14 protein-coding genes are annotated in these 15,956 nt (G+C 66.3%); 9 read left to right on the top strand and 5 right to left on the bottom strand.

Features of this window, described 5'->3' with window-relative positions; genetic code table 11:
* Positions 1 to 8: 8 nt before the first annotated feature.
* The 5 genes from AXW83_RS22870 to AXW83_RS22850 all read right to left on the bottom strand — a co-directional run bounded on the left by AXW83_RS22870 (position 9) and on the right by AXW83_RS22850 (position 6,317).
* Positions 9 to 1,592: an ABC transporter substrate-binding protein gene (locus tag AXW83_RS22870; protein ID WP_066617768.1), complete on the bottom strand. Its 1,584-nt coding sequence runs from the start codon at positions 1,590 to 1,592 to the stop codon at positions 9 to 11.
* Between the two features lie 100 nt (positions 1,593 to 1,692).
* Positions 1,693 to 2,829: a M20/M25/M40 family metallo-hydrolase gene (locus tag AXW83_RS22865; protein WP_066617766.1), complete on the bottom strand. Its 1,137-nt coding sequence runs from the start codon at positions 2,827 to 2,829 to the stop codon at positions 1,693 to 1,695.
* A 3-nt stretch (positions 2,830 to 2,832) separates the two neighbouring features.
* Positions 2,833 to 3,993, bottom strand: a complete 1,161-nt coding sequence (locus AXW83_RS22860) for a M20 aminoacylase family protein (protein WP_066617763.1) — start codon at positions 3,991 to 3,993, stop codon at positions 2,833 to 2,835.
* Between the two features lie 31 nt (positions 3,994 to 4,024).
* Positions 4,025 to 5,524: a M81 family metallopeptidase gene (locus tag AXW83_RS22855; protein ID WP_066617760.1), complete on the bottom strand. Its 1,500-nt coding sequence runs from the start codon at positions 5,522 to 5,524 to the stop codon at positions 4,025 to 4,027.
* Positions 5,525 to 5,630: 106 nt separating this feature from the next.
* Positions 5,631 to 6,317, bottom strand: a complete 687-nt coding sequence (locus AXW83_RS22850) for a GntR family transcriptional regulator (RefSeq protein WP_066621113.1) — start codon at positions 6,315 to 6,317, stop codon at positions 5,631 to 5,633.
* A 212-nt stretch (positions 6,318 to 6,529) separates the two neighbouring features.
* On the opposite strand from AXW83_RS22850, the gene AXW83_RS22845 reads away from it, so the two are divergent.
* The 9 genes from AXW83_RS22845 to AXW83_RS22805 all read left to right on the top strand — a co-directional run bounded on the left by AXW83_RS22845 (position 6,530) and on the right by AXW83_RS22805 (position 15,877).
* Positions 6,530 to 8,062, top strand: coding sequence for an ABC transporter substrate-binding protein (locus AXW83_RS22845; RefSeq protein ID WP_066617756.1), 1,533 nt, complete (start codon positions 6,530 to 6,532; stop codon positions 8,060 to 8,062).
* Positions 8,059 to 9,015 carry an ABC transporter permease gene (locus tag AXW83_RS22840; protein ID WP_066617754.1) on the top strand — a complete coding sequence of 319 codons (957 nt, stop codon included), beginning with the start codon at positions 8,059 to 8,061 and terminating at the stop codon, positions 9,013 to 9,015. The genes AXW83_RS22845 and AXW83_RS22840 overlap by 4 nt, the downstream gene beginning before the upstream one ends.
* Positions 9,012 to 9,824 (top strand): ABC transporter permease, encoded by an 813-nt coding sequence (locus AXW83_RS22835; protein ID WP_066617749.1) that lies wholly within the window; start codon positions 9,012 to 9,014, stop codon positions 9,822 to 9,824. Before AXW83_RS22840 ends, AXW83_RS22835 begins: the two co-directional genes overlap by 4 nt.
* 27 nt (positions 9,825 to 9,851) lie before the next feature.
* Complete coding sequence (locus tag AXW83_RS22830) at positions 9,852 to 10,679, top strand: creatininase family protein (RefSeq protein ID WP_066617746.1); 828 nt, start codon at positions 9,852 to 9,854, stop codon at positions 10,677 to 10,679.
* 7 nt (positions 10,680 to 10,686) lie between these two features.
* Positions 10,687 to 12,357, top strand: coding sequence for a gamma-glutamyltransferase (gene ggt, locus AXW83_RS22825; RefSeq protein ID WP_066617743.1), 1,671 nt, complete (start codon positions 10,687 to 10,689; stop codon positions 12,355 to 12,357).
* A gap of 29 nt (positions 12,358 to 12,386) precedes the next feature.
* Positions 12,387 to 13,352, top strand: coding sequence for a 2-hydroxyacid dehydrogenase (locus AXW83_RS22820; RefSeq protein ID WP_066617740.1), 966 nt, complete (start codon positions 12,387 to 12,389; stop codon positions 13,350 to 13,352).
* A 6-nt stretch (positions 13,353 to 13,358) separates the two neighbouring features.
* A complete protein-coding gene (locus AXW83_RS22815; protein ID WP_066617738.1) occupies positions 13,359 to 14,255 on the top strand; it encodes a LysR family transcriptional regulator in 897 nt (298 codons plus the stop codon).
* 132 nt (positions 14,256 to 14,387) lie between these two features.
* Positions 14,388 to 15,194 (top strand): carbon-nitrogen hydrolase family protein, encoded by an 807-nt coding sequence (locus AXW83_RS22810; RefSeq protein ID WP_082767346.1) that lies wholly within the window; start codon positions 14,388 to 14,390, stop codon positions 15,192 to 15,194.
* 14 nt (positions 15,195 to 15,208) lie between these two features.
* Complete coding sequence (locus tag AXW83_RS22805; protein WP_066617735.1) at positions 15,209 to 15,877, top strand: RraA family protein; 669 nt, start codon at positions 15,209 to 15,211, stop codon at positions 15,875 to 15,877.
* Positions 15,878 to 15,956 lie beyond the last annotated feature (79 nt).

The following is a 15,956-nucleotide window of genomic DNA, read 5'->3' as shown; positions in this document are numbered from 1 at the left end:
CGCGACGGCTATTTCTTCTCCAGATTCCAGAACACGGGCGCGGCAGCGGTCAGGATGCCGCTGATGTTCTGGCGCGTTGCGATCGGCACCGTGTACTGGCCGAGATGGACGTGAGTCACGACTTCGCGCCAGCGCATCTGCACGGCCTCGGTAATGGCCTTCTGCTTGGCCGGGTCGGTCTCGCGGGCGAAGTCGTCACGCAGCTTTTCCATCTGCTCGTCGCAAGGCCAGCCGAAGGCGGCCTTGTCGCAGCTCGCATTGAAGAAGCCGGCCATGACGGGATTGAGCACGTCGGCGGACACCCAGGCGGTCAACATCGCGTTCCAGCCACCGTCCGCGACGGGCGTCTTGCGCACGCGCCTCGCCACGACGGACTGCCAGTCCGAGGACTGCATGTCGACCTTGAAGCCGCCCTTCTCCATCAGCTGCTTGGCGACGGGCGCCAGATTGGTCAGGGTCTGCAGATCGGTCGAATGCAGCAGCACGACCGGCGTGCCGTCATAGCCCGCTTCCTTCAGCAACTCCTTCGACTTGTTGAAGTTGGATTCGAGCAGCCCGTCCATGCCCTTCTCGCTCGCCATCGGCGAACCGCAGATGAACATGGCCTTGCAGGTCTTGTAGTAGTCGGGATTGCCGACCACCGCCTCAAGGAAGTCCTTCTGATTCAGCGCATAGGTCAGCGCTTGGCGGATCTTGGGATTGTCGAAGGGCTTGATCGTGTGGTTGGGGCGCAGCGTGTACTGCAATCCGAGCGGGTTATAGTCGATCAGCTTGATCGCCTTGTCGGCCTTGAGCAGGGGGATCAGGTCGAAGGAGGGCTGCTCGATCATGTCGATTTCGCCGGCGAGGAGCGCGTTGACCGCCTGCTGCTGGTCGGAGACAGCGAGCCATTCGATCCGGTCGATCTTGGCGACCTTGCCGCCGGCCAGGCCCGAGGCTGGTTCGGCGCGCGGCTTGTAGTCCTTGAACTTGGTGTAGACGATCTTGTCGCCGGGCTTCCATTCGTCGGTCTTCAGAACGAACGGCCCCGAGCCGATGAACTCCGAGATCTGCGTGTTCGGATCGGTCTCGGCGACGCGCTTGGGCATCATGAACGGCACGTTCGAGGACGGTTTGCCGAGGCCGAAGATCAGCAGGCCCGTCGACGATTTGAGCTTGACGGTAAAGCTGCGCGCATCGTCGGCGGTGATGCCGTCGACGAAGGTCATCAATTTCTGTCCGATCGGGTCGCGCGCCGACCACCGCTTGATCGAGGCGATGCAATCCTCGGAGGTGACGGGCTTGCCGTCATGCCAGAGCAAGCCATCTCGCAAAGTGAACTTGTAGGTCAGCTTGTCGGGCGATTCCGTGAAGGTCTCGACCATCTGCGGCTTGACCTCGCCCTTATCGTCGAGCGCGAAGAGGGTGTCGTAGATCATGTAGCCGTGGTTGCGGACGATATAGGCCGTGGTCCAGATCGGATCGACGATCTTTACGTCGGAGTGCATCACGACCTTCATCGTCGTCTGCGCCTGGGCCGTCGGCATTCCGGCGAGCGAGCTTCCGGCAAGGAGCGCGGCGGCAACGGCGAACGACTTCCAGCGCAACGTCATGTGTTGTTTCCCTCGACCCTGATCGCAAATCACCGACGCCGATATTAATGCACGCGCCGTGCCAGACGCATACCCGCTCCCATGCAAAAGCCGGCACAGCTCATGCGGCAAGTTTCGTGAGCAGCCCGGCCATCAAGCGAGCGCGCTGCGCCAGACTTTCGACCTCGATATGCTCTTCCAGCGTATGATAACCGGCCCCGATCAGGCCAAGCCCGTCCAGCGAAGGCAGGCCAGCCGCTCCGGTGAAGTTGGCGTCGGAGCCGCCCCCTGCCGAATGATGCGACAGGTCGATGCCGATTTCGCCGGCCACGCCGCGGGCGATCTCGTATAGACGCAGCGTTTGCGCGTCCGGCTCCCAGACCGGCCGGGTGACGCCGCGCGTCACGGTGAAGCGCGTGCCGTCGGGATTGGCTACCGAGAGCGCCAGCATACGCTCGACGCCGCGATCGAGATCGGCCTGACGCTTGGCCATGCTCAGCGCTTCGGCACGACAGGTCGTGGCGACGCAGTTGACCCATTGCCCGCCGGAGATGACGCCGACGCTGAAGGTGCAGTCATCATCCGTCATCGCCTCGATGGCGAGCAGCTGCTGCGCCATCATGCTGATCGCCGAGCGGCCGTCCTTCAGGGTCGAGCCGGCATGGCTCGGCCTGCCCTCGGCCAGCAGGTTGAAGCGCGCAATCGCGTAGCGCCCGGTGACCACGCCATTGCCCGGCTTGGCCGGCTCCGGCACCAGAATATAGCGGTGTTTACGGGCCTGCTCCATGATCAGGTCTCGGGTGCCGGGGCTGCCGATCTCCTCGTCGCTGGTATAAAGCACGCTGACCGGCAGCGGCGTCTCGATGCCGGCTTTCGCCAGCGCCACGATCGCCTGCAACCCAGCATAGGCGCCGCCCTTCATGTCGAGAATGCCCGGCCCATAGCAGCGCGAGCCCTCGCGCCGGAACGGCAGGGCTTTCAGCGTACCGACCGGATGGACGGTGTCGAGATGCGACATCACCAGGATGCCGGGTTCGCCCTGCCTTGGATGCGGGAAGTCGCCAAGGATGCAATCGCCGAGGCCGGGCGGGCCGGGGAAGCGCGTGACGGCCGCGCCGGCCGCGACCAGATCCCCAGCGACCAGGCTCATCATGGCGTTAACCGCGGCGAGATCAAAGGTCGGGCTTTCGCACTCGACCCAGCGCCGGAGGCCGGCGAGCATCGTGTCGGCGTCGAAGGTCAGGCTCTGCCAGGACATGGTTCAGGCCGCAAGCCGGCTCTCGACAAGGCGCGCCAGCAGGCTCGCCCCGACCGGCAGGATGCCGTCGTCGAGCACGAAGGCAGGATTGTGCACCGGCACGCTGCCGGCGTGGCCGACCCAGCAATAGGCGCCGGGCACCGCGCGCAGCATGTCGGCGAAATCCTCGCTGCCCATGACCGGCCTGACCTCGGTCAATACGTTCTCGGCACCGACGATCTCGCCCGCGACCGCCGCGGCCGCGACGGACTGTTCCGGGTGGTTCACCAGCACGTCGAAGATCGAGCGGATGTCGACCTCGATCTCGACGCCGAAGCTCTGGGCGAGGCCGGCCGCGATCTCGCGCATACGGTCGCGGATCAGGGCCGCGATCTCCGGCGAGAAGGTGCGGATGGTGCCGGCAAGCGCGGCCTCATTGGGGATGACGTTATAGGCCGAGCCGGCATGGATCTGGGTGATCGAGAGCACGGCGGATTCGCGTGGATCGGCATTGCGGCTGACGATGGTTTGCAAGGCGGCGGCCAGCGTGATCGCGACAATGACGGGATCGCGCCCGACATGGGGCATGGCGCCATGGCTGCCCTTGCCGGTAATTTTGATGTCGAAGAAATCGGCGCCCGCCATCGCCGGGCCGGGAAAGACCGCGATCTGTCCGGCATCCAGATTGGGCGCGTTGTGCAGGCCGTAAATCTCGTCGCACGGGAAGCGCTCGAACAGCCGGTCGGCGAGCATGGCGCGCGCGCCGCCAAGACCCTCCTCGGCCGGCTGGAAGACGAAGATCGCCGTGCCGGTGAAGTCGCGGTTCTCGGCGAGATAACGTGCCGCGCCGAGCAGCATCGTGGTGTGGCCATCATGGCCGCAGGCGTGATTGCGCCCCGCAATGGTCGAGCGCCAGGGCAGGTTCGTGGTCTCCTCCATCGGCAGCGCGTCCATATCGGCGCGCAGGCCGATGCGCTTGCCCGGTCCGCCCTTGCCTTCCAGAATCCCGACGACGCCGGTCTTGCCGATGCCGCGATGGACCTCGATGCCCCATGAGGCGAGCTTCTCGGCGACGATGCCGGAGGTCCTGACCTCCTCGAAGCCGATCTCGGGATGGGCGTGGAGATCGCGGCGGATCGCGGTCAGTTCGCCTGCGAAGGCTTCGATCTGGGGCAAGGTCGGCACTGGGGCGGTACTCCTGGGATTATGAGTTCGATCAGCCGAAGACCGGACCGTGCGGTGCCGTACGGATACCGGGGCGCAGCCGCTTCCAAGGCAAGGCCGACGGGTCAACGGGCATCGGGCCGGGCGCGGCGCAGACGAGGATGGTTTCCGCGATCGGCTCGAAATCGGCGCGGAAATGCACCGAGCTCTTGTTGACGAGGATCGCCTGCTCGGTCGGCTCGATGCCGACCTGGCGGTACATCGCCTGGTCGGCCATCTGCGCCTTGCGCGAGCCGACGACGATGCGGACGCCGCCGATGCGAAGCGCAGCGCTGGGACCGAGATTGATCCGCGAGCCGCCATAGAAGGGGCCGGGGGCGATGAAGCGGCCGTCGGAAAGCTGCTCGACCACGAACTCGCCGTCGAGCGGGGCATCGCCCTGCACGCCGGACTTTGCGCCGAGCGAGACGGAGATGGTGGCTCCCACACCGGCAGCGTGGGCCACTTGGGCGGCAGCAGGATCGACGATGACGCCGATGGCGGCGCGCTGTGCGCCGTTGCGCAGCAGGGCGTGAGCCATTCCCATCGTATCGGAATCGCCGCCGGCGCCGGGATTGTCCTGCGTGTCCGAGATGACCACGGGCCTCGTCGCACCCGCCGCCAGCCGCATCGCCTCGCGGACGCCTTCGTCGGGCTGGAAGACGCGGCCGTTGAAGGCGCTCTCACTGCCCAGCACGCGCGCGGCAACCAGATCGGCGGCGCGGTCGGCATCGGCCTGTGTCGCGCCATAGGCGACGATGCTCGGGCCGCAATCGGGGAAATCCGCGGCCGGAAAGCCCGGCAGGAAGGAGAGCGTCGGCACGCTCTCTCCTTCCAGCGCCGCAAGCTCGGCATAGATCGTCTTGCAGGGTTCCATCGCGGTGGCCTGCCAGGCGATCGGGATCAGGTAAGGGACCTGCCGAAACGCCTTCGCGTGGCGCTTTTGCGTGCCCAGAAGGGTTTCCAGATAGACACCGGCGCGGCGGCCGGTCTCGGCCATGTCGATATGGGGATAGGTGCGATAGGCGACGAGCGCGTCGGCGCTTTCGACCATCAGCGGCGTGACGTTGCCGTGCAGATCGAGGCTGGCGACGAGGGGGATGTCGGGCCCGATCGCGGCACGCACCCGCCTGAGCACCTCGCCCTCGCCGTCGTCGAAGGCCTCGCTGACCATGGCTCCGTGCAGGTCGAGATAGACGCCGTCCACCGGCAGCGATGCAGCGATCCGCGTGACGAGTTCGTCGGCCAGCGCCTCGAACGCCTCGGCCGTGACATGGGCCGAAGGGCTGGCGGCGCACCACAGCGTCGGGACAAGCGTCCAGCCGGCGGCATTCGCGTGCTGGATGAAGCCCGAGGCGCCGACATTGACCTTGTGCACGGAGGCGAAGATGTCCTGCGCCCGCGACAGGGCCGGCCAGCCGCCGCCCTGGATGAAGGCGTCCATGCCGGCCTTGCTCGGCGCAAATGTGTTGGTCTCGTGCAGGAAGCCGCCGAAGGCGATGCGGGGTGACATGAGACCTCATCGGTTGCGGAGAGGCGGCAGGTAACCACGCGCTGCTGGGCAGGCCAAGGTTCAATTTCAGCCGGTTGCCCATGCAAGCGGCGCCGGACGCGCTGCTTTAGCGGGCAGTCCGATCAGGCGAGGACATGGCCGGCAGGCGTGAGACGACGCCCATGACGGGACGCAGATGCTGATCGAGAACCTCGCGCGCCTGCCTCTCGTCGCGGGCTTCAAGGGCAGCCAGCAAGGCGCGGTGCTCGCGTTCGATACGTGAGATGCGGTTTGGATCGACGCTCAGCGCCGTCATGGCAACGCGCTGCTGGCGCGAATCCAGCGATCGGTAGAGCTCCGACATGACCTCGTTGCCCAACGCGGCGACCATGGTCAAGTGAAAGCGCCGGTTGAGTTCGACCCGGGCGAAATGGTCGCTGCCGGCGATCACGTCCATCCTGTCCAGGATCGTGGCCATCTCGGCGGGAACCGCGATCTCCTCGCGGCAGATCCGGGCAATGGCATAACCCTCGATCATTCGCCGCGTCTCGTAGAGATCGGCCAGTTCCTGTGCCGTGACCTGACGCACGAGGGCGCCGCGCCGCGGAAGAAGATCGATGAAGCGCTCCGCCTCTAGGCGGTGAAAGGCCTCCCTTACCGGCGTGCGGGACACGCCCATGGCCGACGAAATTTCCTCCTCCTCGACGAAGGAGCCCCCTGCGAAGACGCCCCGCAGAATCTGCTCGCGGACATAGGCGTAAACGCGTTCCCGCGCCGGGCGCCCCTCAGGCTCCTGCGCTGCGACCGGGATCATGACATTCACTGCTGGCGGCCTCCGCAAGGTCGTTCTGCTCCAGCTTATGCCTTTCTTGTGCCGACATCAAAAATCCGTCACGTATACATGACGCATGACATATATGCGTAATGGGACTGGCAAACGGGCGCGAATGGCGCTTTTCTTGCCAGATGGGGACGCTGGCCAGGCGCGAATGCGCCGGCAAAACGATAACCGCGAGGAGACAGCAAATGACGATCTCACGCCGCACTGTGCTTGGAGCCGGCGTGGTCGCCCCGTTTGCGACGCTGCCGTTCCTCTCCCGCCCCGCCCGCGCCCAGCGCGCCAGCGGCATTCTGCGCTTCGGCCTCTCTGCATTCCCGCCCAATCTGCAGCCCTGGGTGTCAACCGGCGCCTCGGCCGGCACGGTCAAGCTGATGACGCATCGCAGCCTCGTCAGCTATGACTCCAAGGGCGAACTGCGCGGCGAAATCGCCGAGTCCTGGTCGATCGACGCCGAAGGCGCCTGGGTCTTCAAGCTGCGCCAGGGCTGCCTGTTCCACAATGGCGAGCCCGTCACGGCCGACGACGTGAAATGGACGATCGAGCAGATCGCCGGCGAAAAATCGACCGCCTATATGCGAACCCAGTTCCAGGACATCGAGCGCATCGAAATCCCTGATCCGAAGACGATCCGCCTCGTCACCAAGACACCTCAGGCGACGCTGCCGAGCTGGTTCGCCAACTACAATACCTTCGTGATCTGGCGGAAATCGGCGGCAAACGAACCTATCGGCGCGGGCCCCTTCCGGCTTGTCGGGCAGGAGCGCGGCACCTCGCTCGATCTCGTCGCCTTCGACAAGTTCTACAAGCCGGGCTTTCCCAAGCTGAAAGGCATCAAGTTCGTCGTCTATGCCGACGAGAACCTGCGCAATGCCGCGCTGCAGTCCGGCGATGTCGACATCATCGAGTATGTGCCTTGGCAGTCGATGGCTGCCGTCGAGGCCGACCCGCGGCTCAAGCTCGATTCCGTCGAGGGGCCGTTCATGGACGTGCTGTTCAACGGCAGCAAGCCGCCCTTCAACGATGCGCGCGTGCGCCGGGCCATCGCCCATGCGGTCAAGCGCGACGACATCGTCAAGGCAGCCTTCTTCGGCCGCGGCAAGCCGCTCGAGGGCGTACCGATCGTCGAGGGCACGCCTTGGTACGACAAGGATCTTGCCCGGGGCTGGAACTACGACCCGGCCCGCGCCAAGGCGCTGCTGGCCGAGGCCGGCTTCGCCAACGGCTTCCAGACCACGCTGCTGTCCACCGCGCAGTTCGGAATGCACAAGGACACGGCGGAAGTCGTGCAGCAGCATCTGGCCGCGATCGGCATTCAGTGCGAATTGCAGCTTCCCGACTGGTCGACCCGCGTCAGCCGCGGCATTCGCGGCCAGTACGACATGGCGATCCATGGCGTTTCGGCCGACAACAACGATCCGGACGGACTGACCGTGGTGCTCGACACCTCGCTCTCGCCAACCCATGGCCGCTCCTTCAAGGTCGACGCGCCGCGCACGATTGCGGCGCTTGCCAGGGGCCGTGCCGAGTTCGACCAGACCAAGCGCGTCGAGATCTACAAGGATATGCAGAGGGCGGCGCTGGAAGAGGTGCCGCTGGTCGGACTCGCCTGGCGCTCGCAGGGCTACGGCATGGACAAGGGCGTCAAGGGCTTCACCAACCTGCCGGGCGCGCTGACGACCTCATCGGGCGCCATGCTGGAAGAGACCTTCTTCGGATGACCGGCGCCTGGCTCGCGCACCGGATCGCGACGTCGCTGTTCATGGCGTGGATCGTCGCCACGATCGTGTTCATGGCGCTGCATCTGGTGCCGGGCGATCCAGCCGAGCTGCTGCTCTCGACCGGGGGCATCTCGCCGGATCCGGCCTCTGTGGCGGAACTGCGCGAGAAGCTCGGGCTGGAACGGCCGATCATGGTGCAGTACGGCGCCTTCCTCGGCGGGCTGCTGCGGGCCGATCTCGGAACATCGCTGGTCGATGACTATCCCGTGCTGAGCGAGATCGCGCTGCGGTTGCCGCGCACGCTGGAGATCATCTTTGCGGGAACCCTGCTCGCCATCGCGTTGGGCGTGCCAGCAGGCGTTTATGCCGCACTGCATCGCGGCGGACGCTTCGACCGCATCGCGTCGGGCGTGGCGGCGCTGCTGCTGGCGATCCCCGTCTTCGTGGTCGGCACGCTGCTCGTGCTGCTAATGGCGCAGACGCTCAGGCTGATGCCGGCGGGCGGCTATGTCGCGTTCACGCAGGACCCCGTGCTTCACCTCAAGCTGCTCGCCCTGCCGGCGGTCGCGATCGGCAAGGGGCTGGCGGCGGTGCTGTTCCGGATGACGCGGGCCTCGATGCTGGATGCGCTGGCAAACGACTATGTCCGCACCGCCCATGCCAAGGGCCTCGCCCCGGGTCGGGTGATCTTCGTGCATGTGCTGCGCAACGCGCTGAACCCTGTCATCACCGTGCTCGGCCTGCATATGGGCACGCTGCTCGGCGGGACCGTGCTGGTGGAATACGTCTTCAACTGGCCCGGCCTCTCGACGCCGCTGCTGCGGGCGGTCGAGGCGCGCGATTATCCGATGGTGGTGGGAATCGTGCTGACGATCTCGGTGATGTTCCTGCTGATCAACCTGATCGTCGAAATGCTGCATGCGACGCTCGATCCCAGGGTCACGGCGCGATGAGGCGACTCTGGCTGCCTGCAGCGTTCGTCGCGCTGATCATTGCCATCGCGCTCGCCGCGCCGCTGCTCGGCCTGCCCGACCCTGTGAGGCAGGACATCGCGCGACGCCTTCAAGGGCCGATGCCGGGCTCCTGGCTCGGCCGCGACGAGTTTGGGCGCGACGTGCTCTCGCGCCTGATCTGGGGCGCGCGGACGAGCCTGAGCGTCGCCTTCGCCTCGGCGCTCGCCGCAGGCTTGCTCGGCGTGGTGCTGGGTCTCATCGCGGGCTGGTTCCACGGCATCGTCTCCTTCCTGTCGGCGCGCAGCATGGACATAATCCTGTGCTTTCCGCCGGTGCTGCTGGCACTGCTTGTCGTGACCCTGCTGGGACCCGGCGCGGCGACGCTGATCCTCGTGCTGTCGGTGCTGTATCTGCCAGGATTTGCCCGCGTGACGCATGCCGAGGTGCTGGCGGTGCGCGGGCGCGAATATGTCGAGGCAGTGCGGGCGCTGGGCGCACCGACCTGGTACATCCTGCTGCGCACCGTGCTGCCCAATATCGCCGGGCCGGTGCTGGTGCAGCTTTCGCTGGCGGTCGCCGCCGCCGTCGTGCTGGAAAGCGGGCTCTCCTTCCTCGGCCTCGGCGTCGTGCCCCCTGCCCCGTCCTGGGGCCTGATGATCCGCGGCGCGCGCGCCACCATGGAGCAGGCGCCACTGCTGCTGGTCTGGCCCTGCGCCGCGCTGACCCTGACGATCCTCGCCATGAACCTGCTCTGCGACGCGCTACGCGATGCCGTCGATCCGCGCACGGCCGGACGGGCGAGCGACTAACCCCCGACCAATCCAGGAACCAGAACCATGGCTGCCAAGACCGACCCGCTCGTCCATATGGGCACGATCACCGGGGGCGAAGCCCGCGAGATCCTGAAGGACAACCCCGTCATCCTGCTGCCGATGGGCAGCCATGAGGACCAGGGTCCCCATGCGCCGATGGGCGACTATCTGCTCGCCGAGAAGATCGCCGAGCTCGCCGCGATCCGCGCCAGCAAGGCCGGCACGCGCACGCTGGTGGCGCCCGTCCTGCCCTTCGGCGGCGCCGACTGGTTCGGCTCGATGACCGGCGGCATCGCGATCTCACAGGCGACGCTCACGACCGTCATCGCCGAGATGGTCGATTCGCTCCACCGCAACGGGCTGACCCGCATCGTCGTGATCAACGGCCATGGCGGCAATGTCGGCCCGATCTCGGAAGTGGCGCGCGAGCTCTATCTGCGCGAGCAGATCGTGCTGCCGAGCCTCTATCTCTGGCGCATCGGCTACGGCCTGCTGCCGGGCATCCTCGGCGGGGCCGATAAGGCCGCTGCCGTCGCCGGACATGGCTCCGACCCGCTGACCTCGATCGGCCTGCACCTCTTCCCCGAGCTGATCCGCAAGGACCTGATCCCCGAAGGCAAGCCGCTGAAGAAGGACCCCCTGCTCGACCTGCAGTTCACCGGCCTCGGCACCGCAAGCTTCGAGGGCCATGAGGTTGCGATGCCCAACGAGTATGATGAGGTCTACAATCTCGGCGTCGCCAAGGGCGATCCGCAGCTGTGCTCGGCGGAGACCGGCGCCGCGCTGACCGAAAAGCTGACCGATATCTGCGCGCGCTTCGTCGCGCATTTCGCGGCCAAGGTCTCGACCTGAGCACGCCATGACCATAGCCCCGCGCGTCGCCACCTTCGCCTGCGAGAAGCAGCCCGCGACCGGCTCGCGCGGGATGGTCGTGACCAACCACCCGCTCGCTTCGGCCGCCGGCTCGCAAATGCTGCTTGCCGGCGGCAATGCGATCGACGCGGCCGTGGCCTGCCTGTTCGCGCTGACCGTGGTCGAGCCGATGATGGTCGGTATCCTGGGTGGCGGCGTCGCGCATATCAGGCTCGCGGACGGGCGCCATGTCGTGCTCGACGGGCTCTCGACGGCACCCGGCAAGGCAACGCCGGACATGTATGACTGCGTCTCCGACCAGATCGGCAAGGCGCGCGACGTGCGCGACCGGCTCAACGTGATCGGCCCCAAGGCGGTGGCAGTTCCGGGCGCGCTCGCCGGCTGGTGCGAGGCGCTGGCGCGCTTCGGCACGCTGCCGCTGGACGAGGTGCTGCAGCCGGCGATCATACTGGCCGAACGCGGCTTCGTCGCCAGCCCTTATCTCTCGAACTGCATCGCCGACAACGCCGCCGATCTCGCGCGCGATCCCGGCCTCGCCGCGCTGTTCCTGCCCGGCGGCGAGAAGCTGGCCGCAGGGGCCCGGCTGATCCAGAGCGACTATGCGAAAAGCCTGCGGCTGATCGCCAAGGACGGCCCCGCCGCGCTGTATGTCGGGCCACTCGGCAAGGCGCTGACGGATTTCATGGCGGGCAATGGCGGCCTGATCGAGCAGGGCGACCTTGCCGCCTACAAGGTCGCGACGCGCGAGCCGGTGCGTGGCAGCTATCGTGGCTACGACATCTTCGGCCCGCCGCCGCCCTCCTCCTCGGGCGTGCATATCGTGCAGATGCTGAACATCCTCGAAGGCTTCGACATCGGCGGGCTCGGCTTCGGCTCGGCGGACGCCGTGCACCTGCTGGCCGAAGCGTTGAAGATCGCCTTCGCCGACCGGGCGGCGGCGACCGCCGACCCCGCTTTCGTGCCGGTGCCGGTGGCCAGGCTGATCGACAAGGAATACGCCGCCGAACGGCGGGCGCTGATCGAGATGGGCAGCGCCAAGAGCTGGATGGCGGGGATTTCAGGCGGCGAGTCGGCCGATACGACCCATGTCACCGTGGCAGATGCCGCCGGCAATGTCGTTTCCACGACGCAGACGATCAACGGGCTGTTCGGCGCCTGCACGCAGATCCCCGGCACCGGGATGCTGACCAATAATTACATGTACAATTTCGACCCGCATCCGGGCCGGGCGCTCTCGATCGCGCCGGGCAAGCGCGTCTTCACCTCGATGGCGCCCATGATGGCGCTCCGGGACGGCAAGCTCGCCTTCGCGCTCGGCCTGCCCGGCGCGCTGCGCATCTTCCCCTCGGCGCTGCAGGCGATCGTCAACCTGATCGACCACGGCATGAGCCTGCAGGAAGCCGTCGAGGCGCCGCGCGTCTGGACCGAAGGCGGCGTGCTCGAACTGGAGGCCGCCATCCCCGATGCCGTGGCCGCCGAACTGTCGGCGCGCGGCCATGACGTCGTCCGCGCTCCACGCGTCGCTGGCGGCATGAATGCGATTGCGTTCAATGCCGACAGCACGCTGACGGGGGCGGCCTGCTGGCGCGCCGACGGTACGCCGGTCGCGATCTCCGGCGGGCTGGCGCGCGCCGGCGTCAGCTTCTCGACCAACTGAACCCCTTCCGCGCGATACTGGATCCGACCATGCCCGAGACCATCGTCCTTCTCGACTACTCGACCCCGGAGCGGGCCGAGAAATTACGAGAACTGCTGCCGCCGGGTTTCGTCCTGACCCATGGCACGGCGCGCGGCGACGAGCACATGAAGGAGATCATCGCGGACGCCGACTACGCCATCTCCGGTCAGGTTGCCGTCTCGGGCGACGTGCTGCGGGCAGCGAAGAAACTCAAGCTGCTGCACAAATGGGGCGTCGGCGTCGATAATCTCGATATCGTCGCGGCAAAGGAACTCGGGATCAGGGTGGCGCGCACCACGGGCAGCAATGCCGTGCCGGTGGCGGAGTTCACGCTCGGCTTGACGCTGTCGGCACTGCGCTACATCGCCTTTGGTCACGCAGAGCTGAAGAAGGGCGACTGGCGCGGGGGCAGGCTGCCCGGCGAGACCTTCCAGCTTTCGGGCAAGACCGTCGGCATCGTCGGCTTCGGCGCGATCGGCCAGAATGTCGCGAGGCTGCTGAAGGGTTTCGGCTGCACGATCCTGTATTCCAAGCGCACGCCGCTTTCGGCGCAGGAAGAAACGGCGCTGGGCGTCAAGCATGCGTCGCTGCCCGAGCTTCTGGTTCAGTCCGACATCGTCTCGCTGCATTGCCCGCTGACGCCGGAGACGACCAACCTGATCGACAAGGCCGCCCTCAAGGCGATGAAGCGCACCGCGATGCTGATCAATGTCGCGCGAGGCGGCGTCGTCAACGAGACCGACCTGATCGAGGCCCTGCGTACCGGAGAGATCTCGGGCGCTGCAATGGACGTGTTCTCGATCGAGCCGCTGCCGGCCGACAGCGAATTGCTGACGCTCGACAACCTCGTGGTGACGCCGCATCTTGCCGCCATCGCGGCCGACAATTTCGCGCCGACGGTGCGGCGCATGTTTGACAACATCGCCCGCGTCTCGCGCGGCGAGCCGGTGCCCGAGCGCGATCTGGTGGTGTGAGAAACCGTGAACCTGCGCTTCCTCGAAACCTTCGTCTGGGTCGCAAGGCTGCGCAGCTTCTCCGTCGCGGCCGAGAAATTGTGCACGACCCAGGCCGCGGTCTCGAACCGGATCGCGACGCTGGAGCGCGAACTCGGGGTCAGGCTGTTCGAGCGCGACCTGCGCAATGTCAGCCTGACGGCGCATGGCCAACGCGCGCTGGCGCAGGCCGAGACGATCGTACGCATGGTTGGCGAATTCGAGCGCAGCGTCGGCGACACCAACACCCTCTCGGGCAGCGTCATGATCGGGACGGTCGACTCGATCGTCTATGCTTGGCTGCCGAAGCTGATCGAACGGGTGAAGGCTAGCTACCCCAACGTCACGATCGACCTCAACGTCGATACCAGCCTGAATCTCGCCCGCCAGATGCAGGACGGGCAGATCGACCTCGGGCTGATCATGGGGCCGGTGGTGGCGCCCCATATCCGCAATATCGAATTGTGCAGCTTCGACTGCCTTTGGATCGGCGCTGCGACGCTCGGTCTCGACGGCCGCCCGCTCACGCTGGCCGAGCTGACCGATTACCCGATCTTTGCCTATTCCAAAGGCTCGCAGCCGCATCAGGCGGTGCTGCGGCTGGTCGAGACCTCGGGAATGGGACAGGGGCTGGTGCGCGTCTACAACTCCAATTCGCTGGCGACGATAACCCGGCTGATCCGCGACGGCGTCGGAATTGCCGTGCTGCCGCGCGTAGTGGTGCGCGAATTCCTCGACAATGGCGAGTTGCGGGTGCTCGATGTCGAGGCGAAGCTGCCGGCGCTGCATTTTCACGCCGTCTTCACCGATAATCCCGGCAACCTGCTTCCCAGCCTGCTCGCCGACATGGCCGTCGAGATCGCGGCGGATTTCGTGGCGGACTGAGAGCCTGCAAAACAGGCAGGCCCTGCCGTTGTCGCTCTCATAAGCAATTCTTGTCGAGACGGACAAGAATTTCGCGTTTGCGCACCCCCGCCGGCTCTGTTCTGCTCCTTTCAGCAGCGCAGGAGAACGCCGGTGAAAGTCTCGCTCGTCCAGATGAACTCGCAGGACGACAAGTCCGCGAACCTGAAAATGGCCAAGGCGATGATCGAGAAGGTCGTCGCCGAGGAGCAGCCCGATCTCATCGTCCTGCCCGAGTACTACGCCTTCCTCGACGGCAGCCCGGCGGCGATGCGCGACAGCGCCGAGACCTTTCCCAACGGCGAGAGCTATCGCCTGATGTCGGGGCTTGCCGAAAAGCACGGCATCACGCTGCATGCCGGCAGCGTCTGCGAGCGCGACGGCGACGACTATTTCAACGCCACCATCGTCTTCGGTCCCGACGGCCGGCAGATCGCGCATTACCGCAAGATCCACCTGTTCGACGTCGATGCGCCCGGCGGAGTCAGCTACCGCGAGTCCAACATGGTCTCGCGGGGCCAGGACGTCGTCACCTACAAGGCCGGCGACGCAACCGTCGGCTGCGCGATCTGCTACGATATCCGCTTCCCCGAACTCTTCCGCAAGCTGCGCGACGCGGGCGCCGACGTCATCGTCCTGCCCGCCGCCTTCACGCTGATGACCGGCAAGGATCATTGGGAGCTGCTCGCCCGGGCGCGCGCCGCCGAGACGCAGACCTGGTTCCTGGCGACGGGGCAGACCGGGACCCATGCGCAGGGCAAGAACGCCTGCTACGGCCACTCCATGGTGATCAACCCATGGGGCCATGTCACGGCCCAAGTGTCGGACGGCGTCGGCACGACCAGTGCAAGGCTCGATTTCGACTACACCGCCAAGGTGCGGGCTGCCGTGCCCGTCGCCAATCATCACGTCCTCGGCTGAGCGGAAAGCGCATCATGTTCATCGTCAATGAAATGCCCGAGCAGATCTCGCCGGATCTCGTCGCGCTGCTGGAGCAATGCGAGGTTGCGACCATCGGCCATGTGCTGCATTCGGGCTTCGTCGATCGCGAGATCCGCGCCGTGCTGCCGAGCAAGCGCGTCGCCGGCACGGCCGTGACCGTGCGCATCCCGCATGCGGATTCCACGGCACTGCACTACCTGACCAAACTGGTCCGGCCGGGCGACGTCGTCGTGATCGACCGCTGCGGCGATGACAAGCATGCCTGCTGGGGCGGCGTCATCACCCACGCGATGAAGAATGCCGGCGTCACCGCAGGCGTGATCGACGGCCCAGCGACCGACTTCTCCGAGATCGTCAAGACCGACATGCCGATGTGGTGCCGCGGCCCCTCGCCGATCACCACCAAGATCCTCGGCACGGAAGGCGCGATCAACGTGCCCGTCAGCGTCGGCGGCCAGACGATCGAACCCGGCGATGCCGTGCTCTGTGACGAGAGCGGCGTCGTGGTCCTGAAGCGTGCCACGGCCGAGGCTTCCGCCAAGATTGCGATCGCAATGCAGGAGCGCGAGATCGTCCTGCTCGAGCGCCTGCGCAAGGGCGAGAAGCTGCCCGACATTTCCGGCGCCACCGCCTTCGTGGAGGGCAAGCTCGCCAAGGCCTGAACGCCTTAAGCCTGACGACGGGCGGATAACCGCCCGCGCATCACAACAAAGGGGATTTTCCATGCAGACTTCGACCAGA

This window comes from Bosea sp. PAMC 26642 (assembly GCF_001562255.1).
In the GTDB taxonomy this organism is placed as follows: Bacteria; Pseudomonadota; Alphaproteobacteria; order Rhizobiales; family Beijerinckiaceae; genus Allobosea.
Note: the sequence above shows the minus strand (reverse complement) of the source record. Positions and strands in the feature narration are given on the sequence as shown.

Coding starts and splice junctions, on each gene's coding strand:
- AXW83_RS22820 (WP_066617740.1), top strand. CDS start 12,387: ATGCCCGAGACCATCGTCCTTCTCGACTACTCGACCCCGGAGCGGGCC.
- AXW83_RS22850 (WP_066621113.1), bottom strand. CDS start 6,317: ATGATCCCGGTCGCAGCGCAGGAGCCTGAGGGGCGCCCGGCGCGGGAA.
- AXW83_RS22840 (WP_066617754.1), top strand. CDS start 8,059: ATGACCGGCGCCTGGCTCGCGCACCGGATCGCGACGTCGCTGTTCATG.
- AXW83_RS22830 (WP_066617746.1), top strand. CDS start 9,852: ATGGCTGCCAAGACCGACCCGCTCGTCCATATGGGCACGATCACCGGG.
- AXW83_RS22855 (WP_066617760.1), bottom strand. CDS start 5,524: ATGTCACCCCGCATCGCCTTCGGCGGCTTCCTGCACGAGACCAACACA.
- AXW83_RS22845 (WP_066617756.1), top strand. CDS start 6,530: ATGACGATCTCACGCCGCACTGTGCTTGGAGCCGGCGTGGTCGCCCCG.
- ggt (WP_066617743.1), top strand. CDS start 10,687: ATGACCATAGCCCCGCGCGTCGCCACCTTCGCCTGCGAGAAGCAGCCC.
- AXW83_RS22835 (WP_066617749.1), top strand. CDS start 9,012: ATGAGGCGACTCTGGCTGCCTGCAGCGTTCGTCGCGCTGATCATTGCC.
- AXW83_RS22805 (WP_066617735.1), top strand. CDS start 15,209: ATGTTCATCGTCAATGAAATGCCCGAGCAGATCTCGCCGGATCTCGTC.
- AXW83_RS22865 (WP_066617766.1), bottom strand. CDS start 2,829: ATGTCCTGGCAGAGCCTGACCTTCGACGCCGACACGATGCTCGCCGGC.
- AXW83_RS22870 (WP_066617768.1), bottom strand. CDS start 1,592: ATGACGTTGCGCTGGAAGTCGTTCGCCGTTGCCGCCGCGCTCCTTGCC.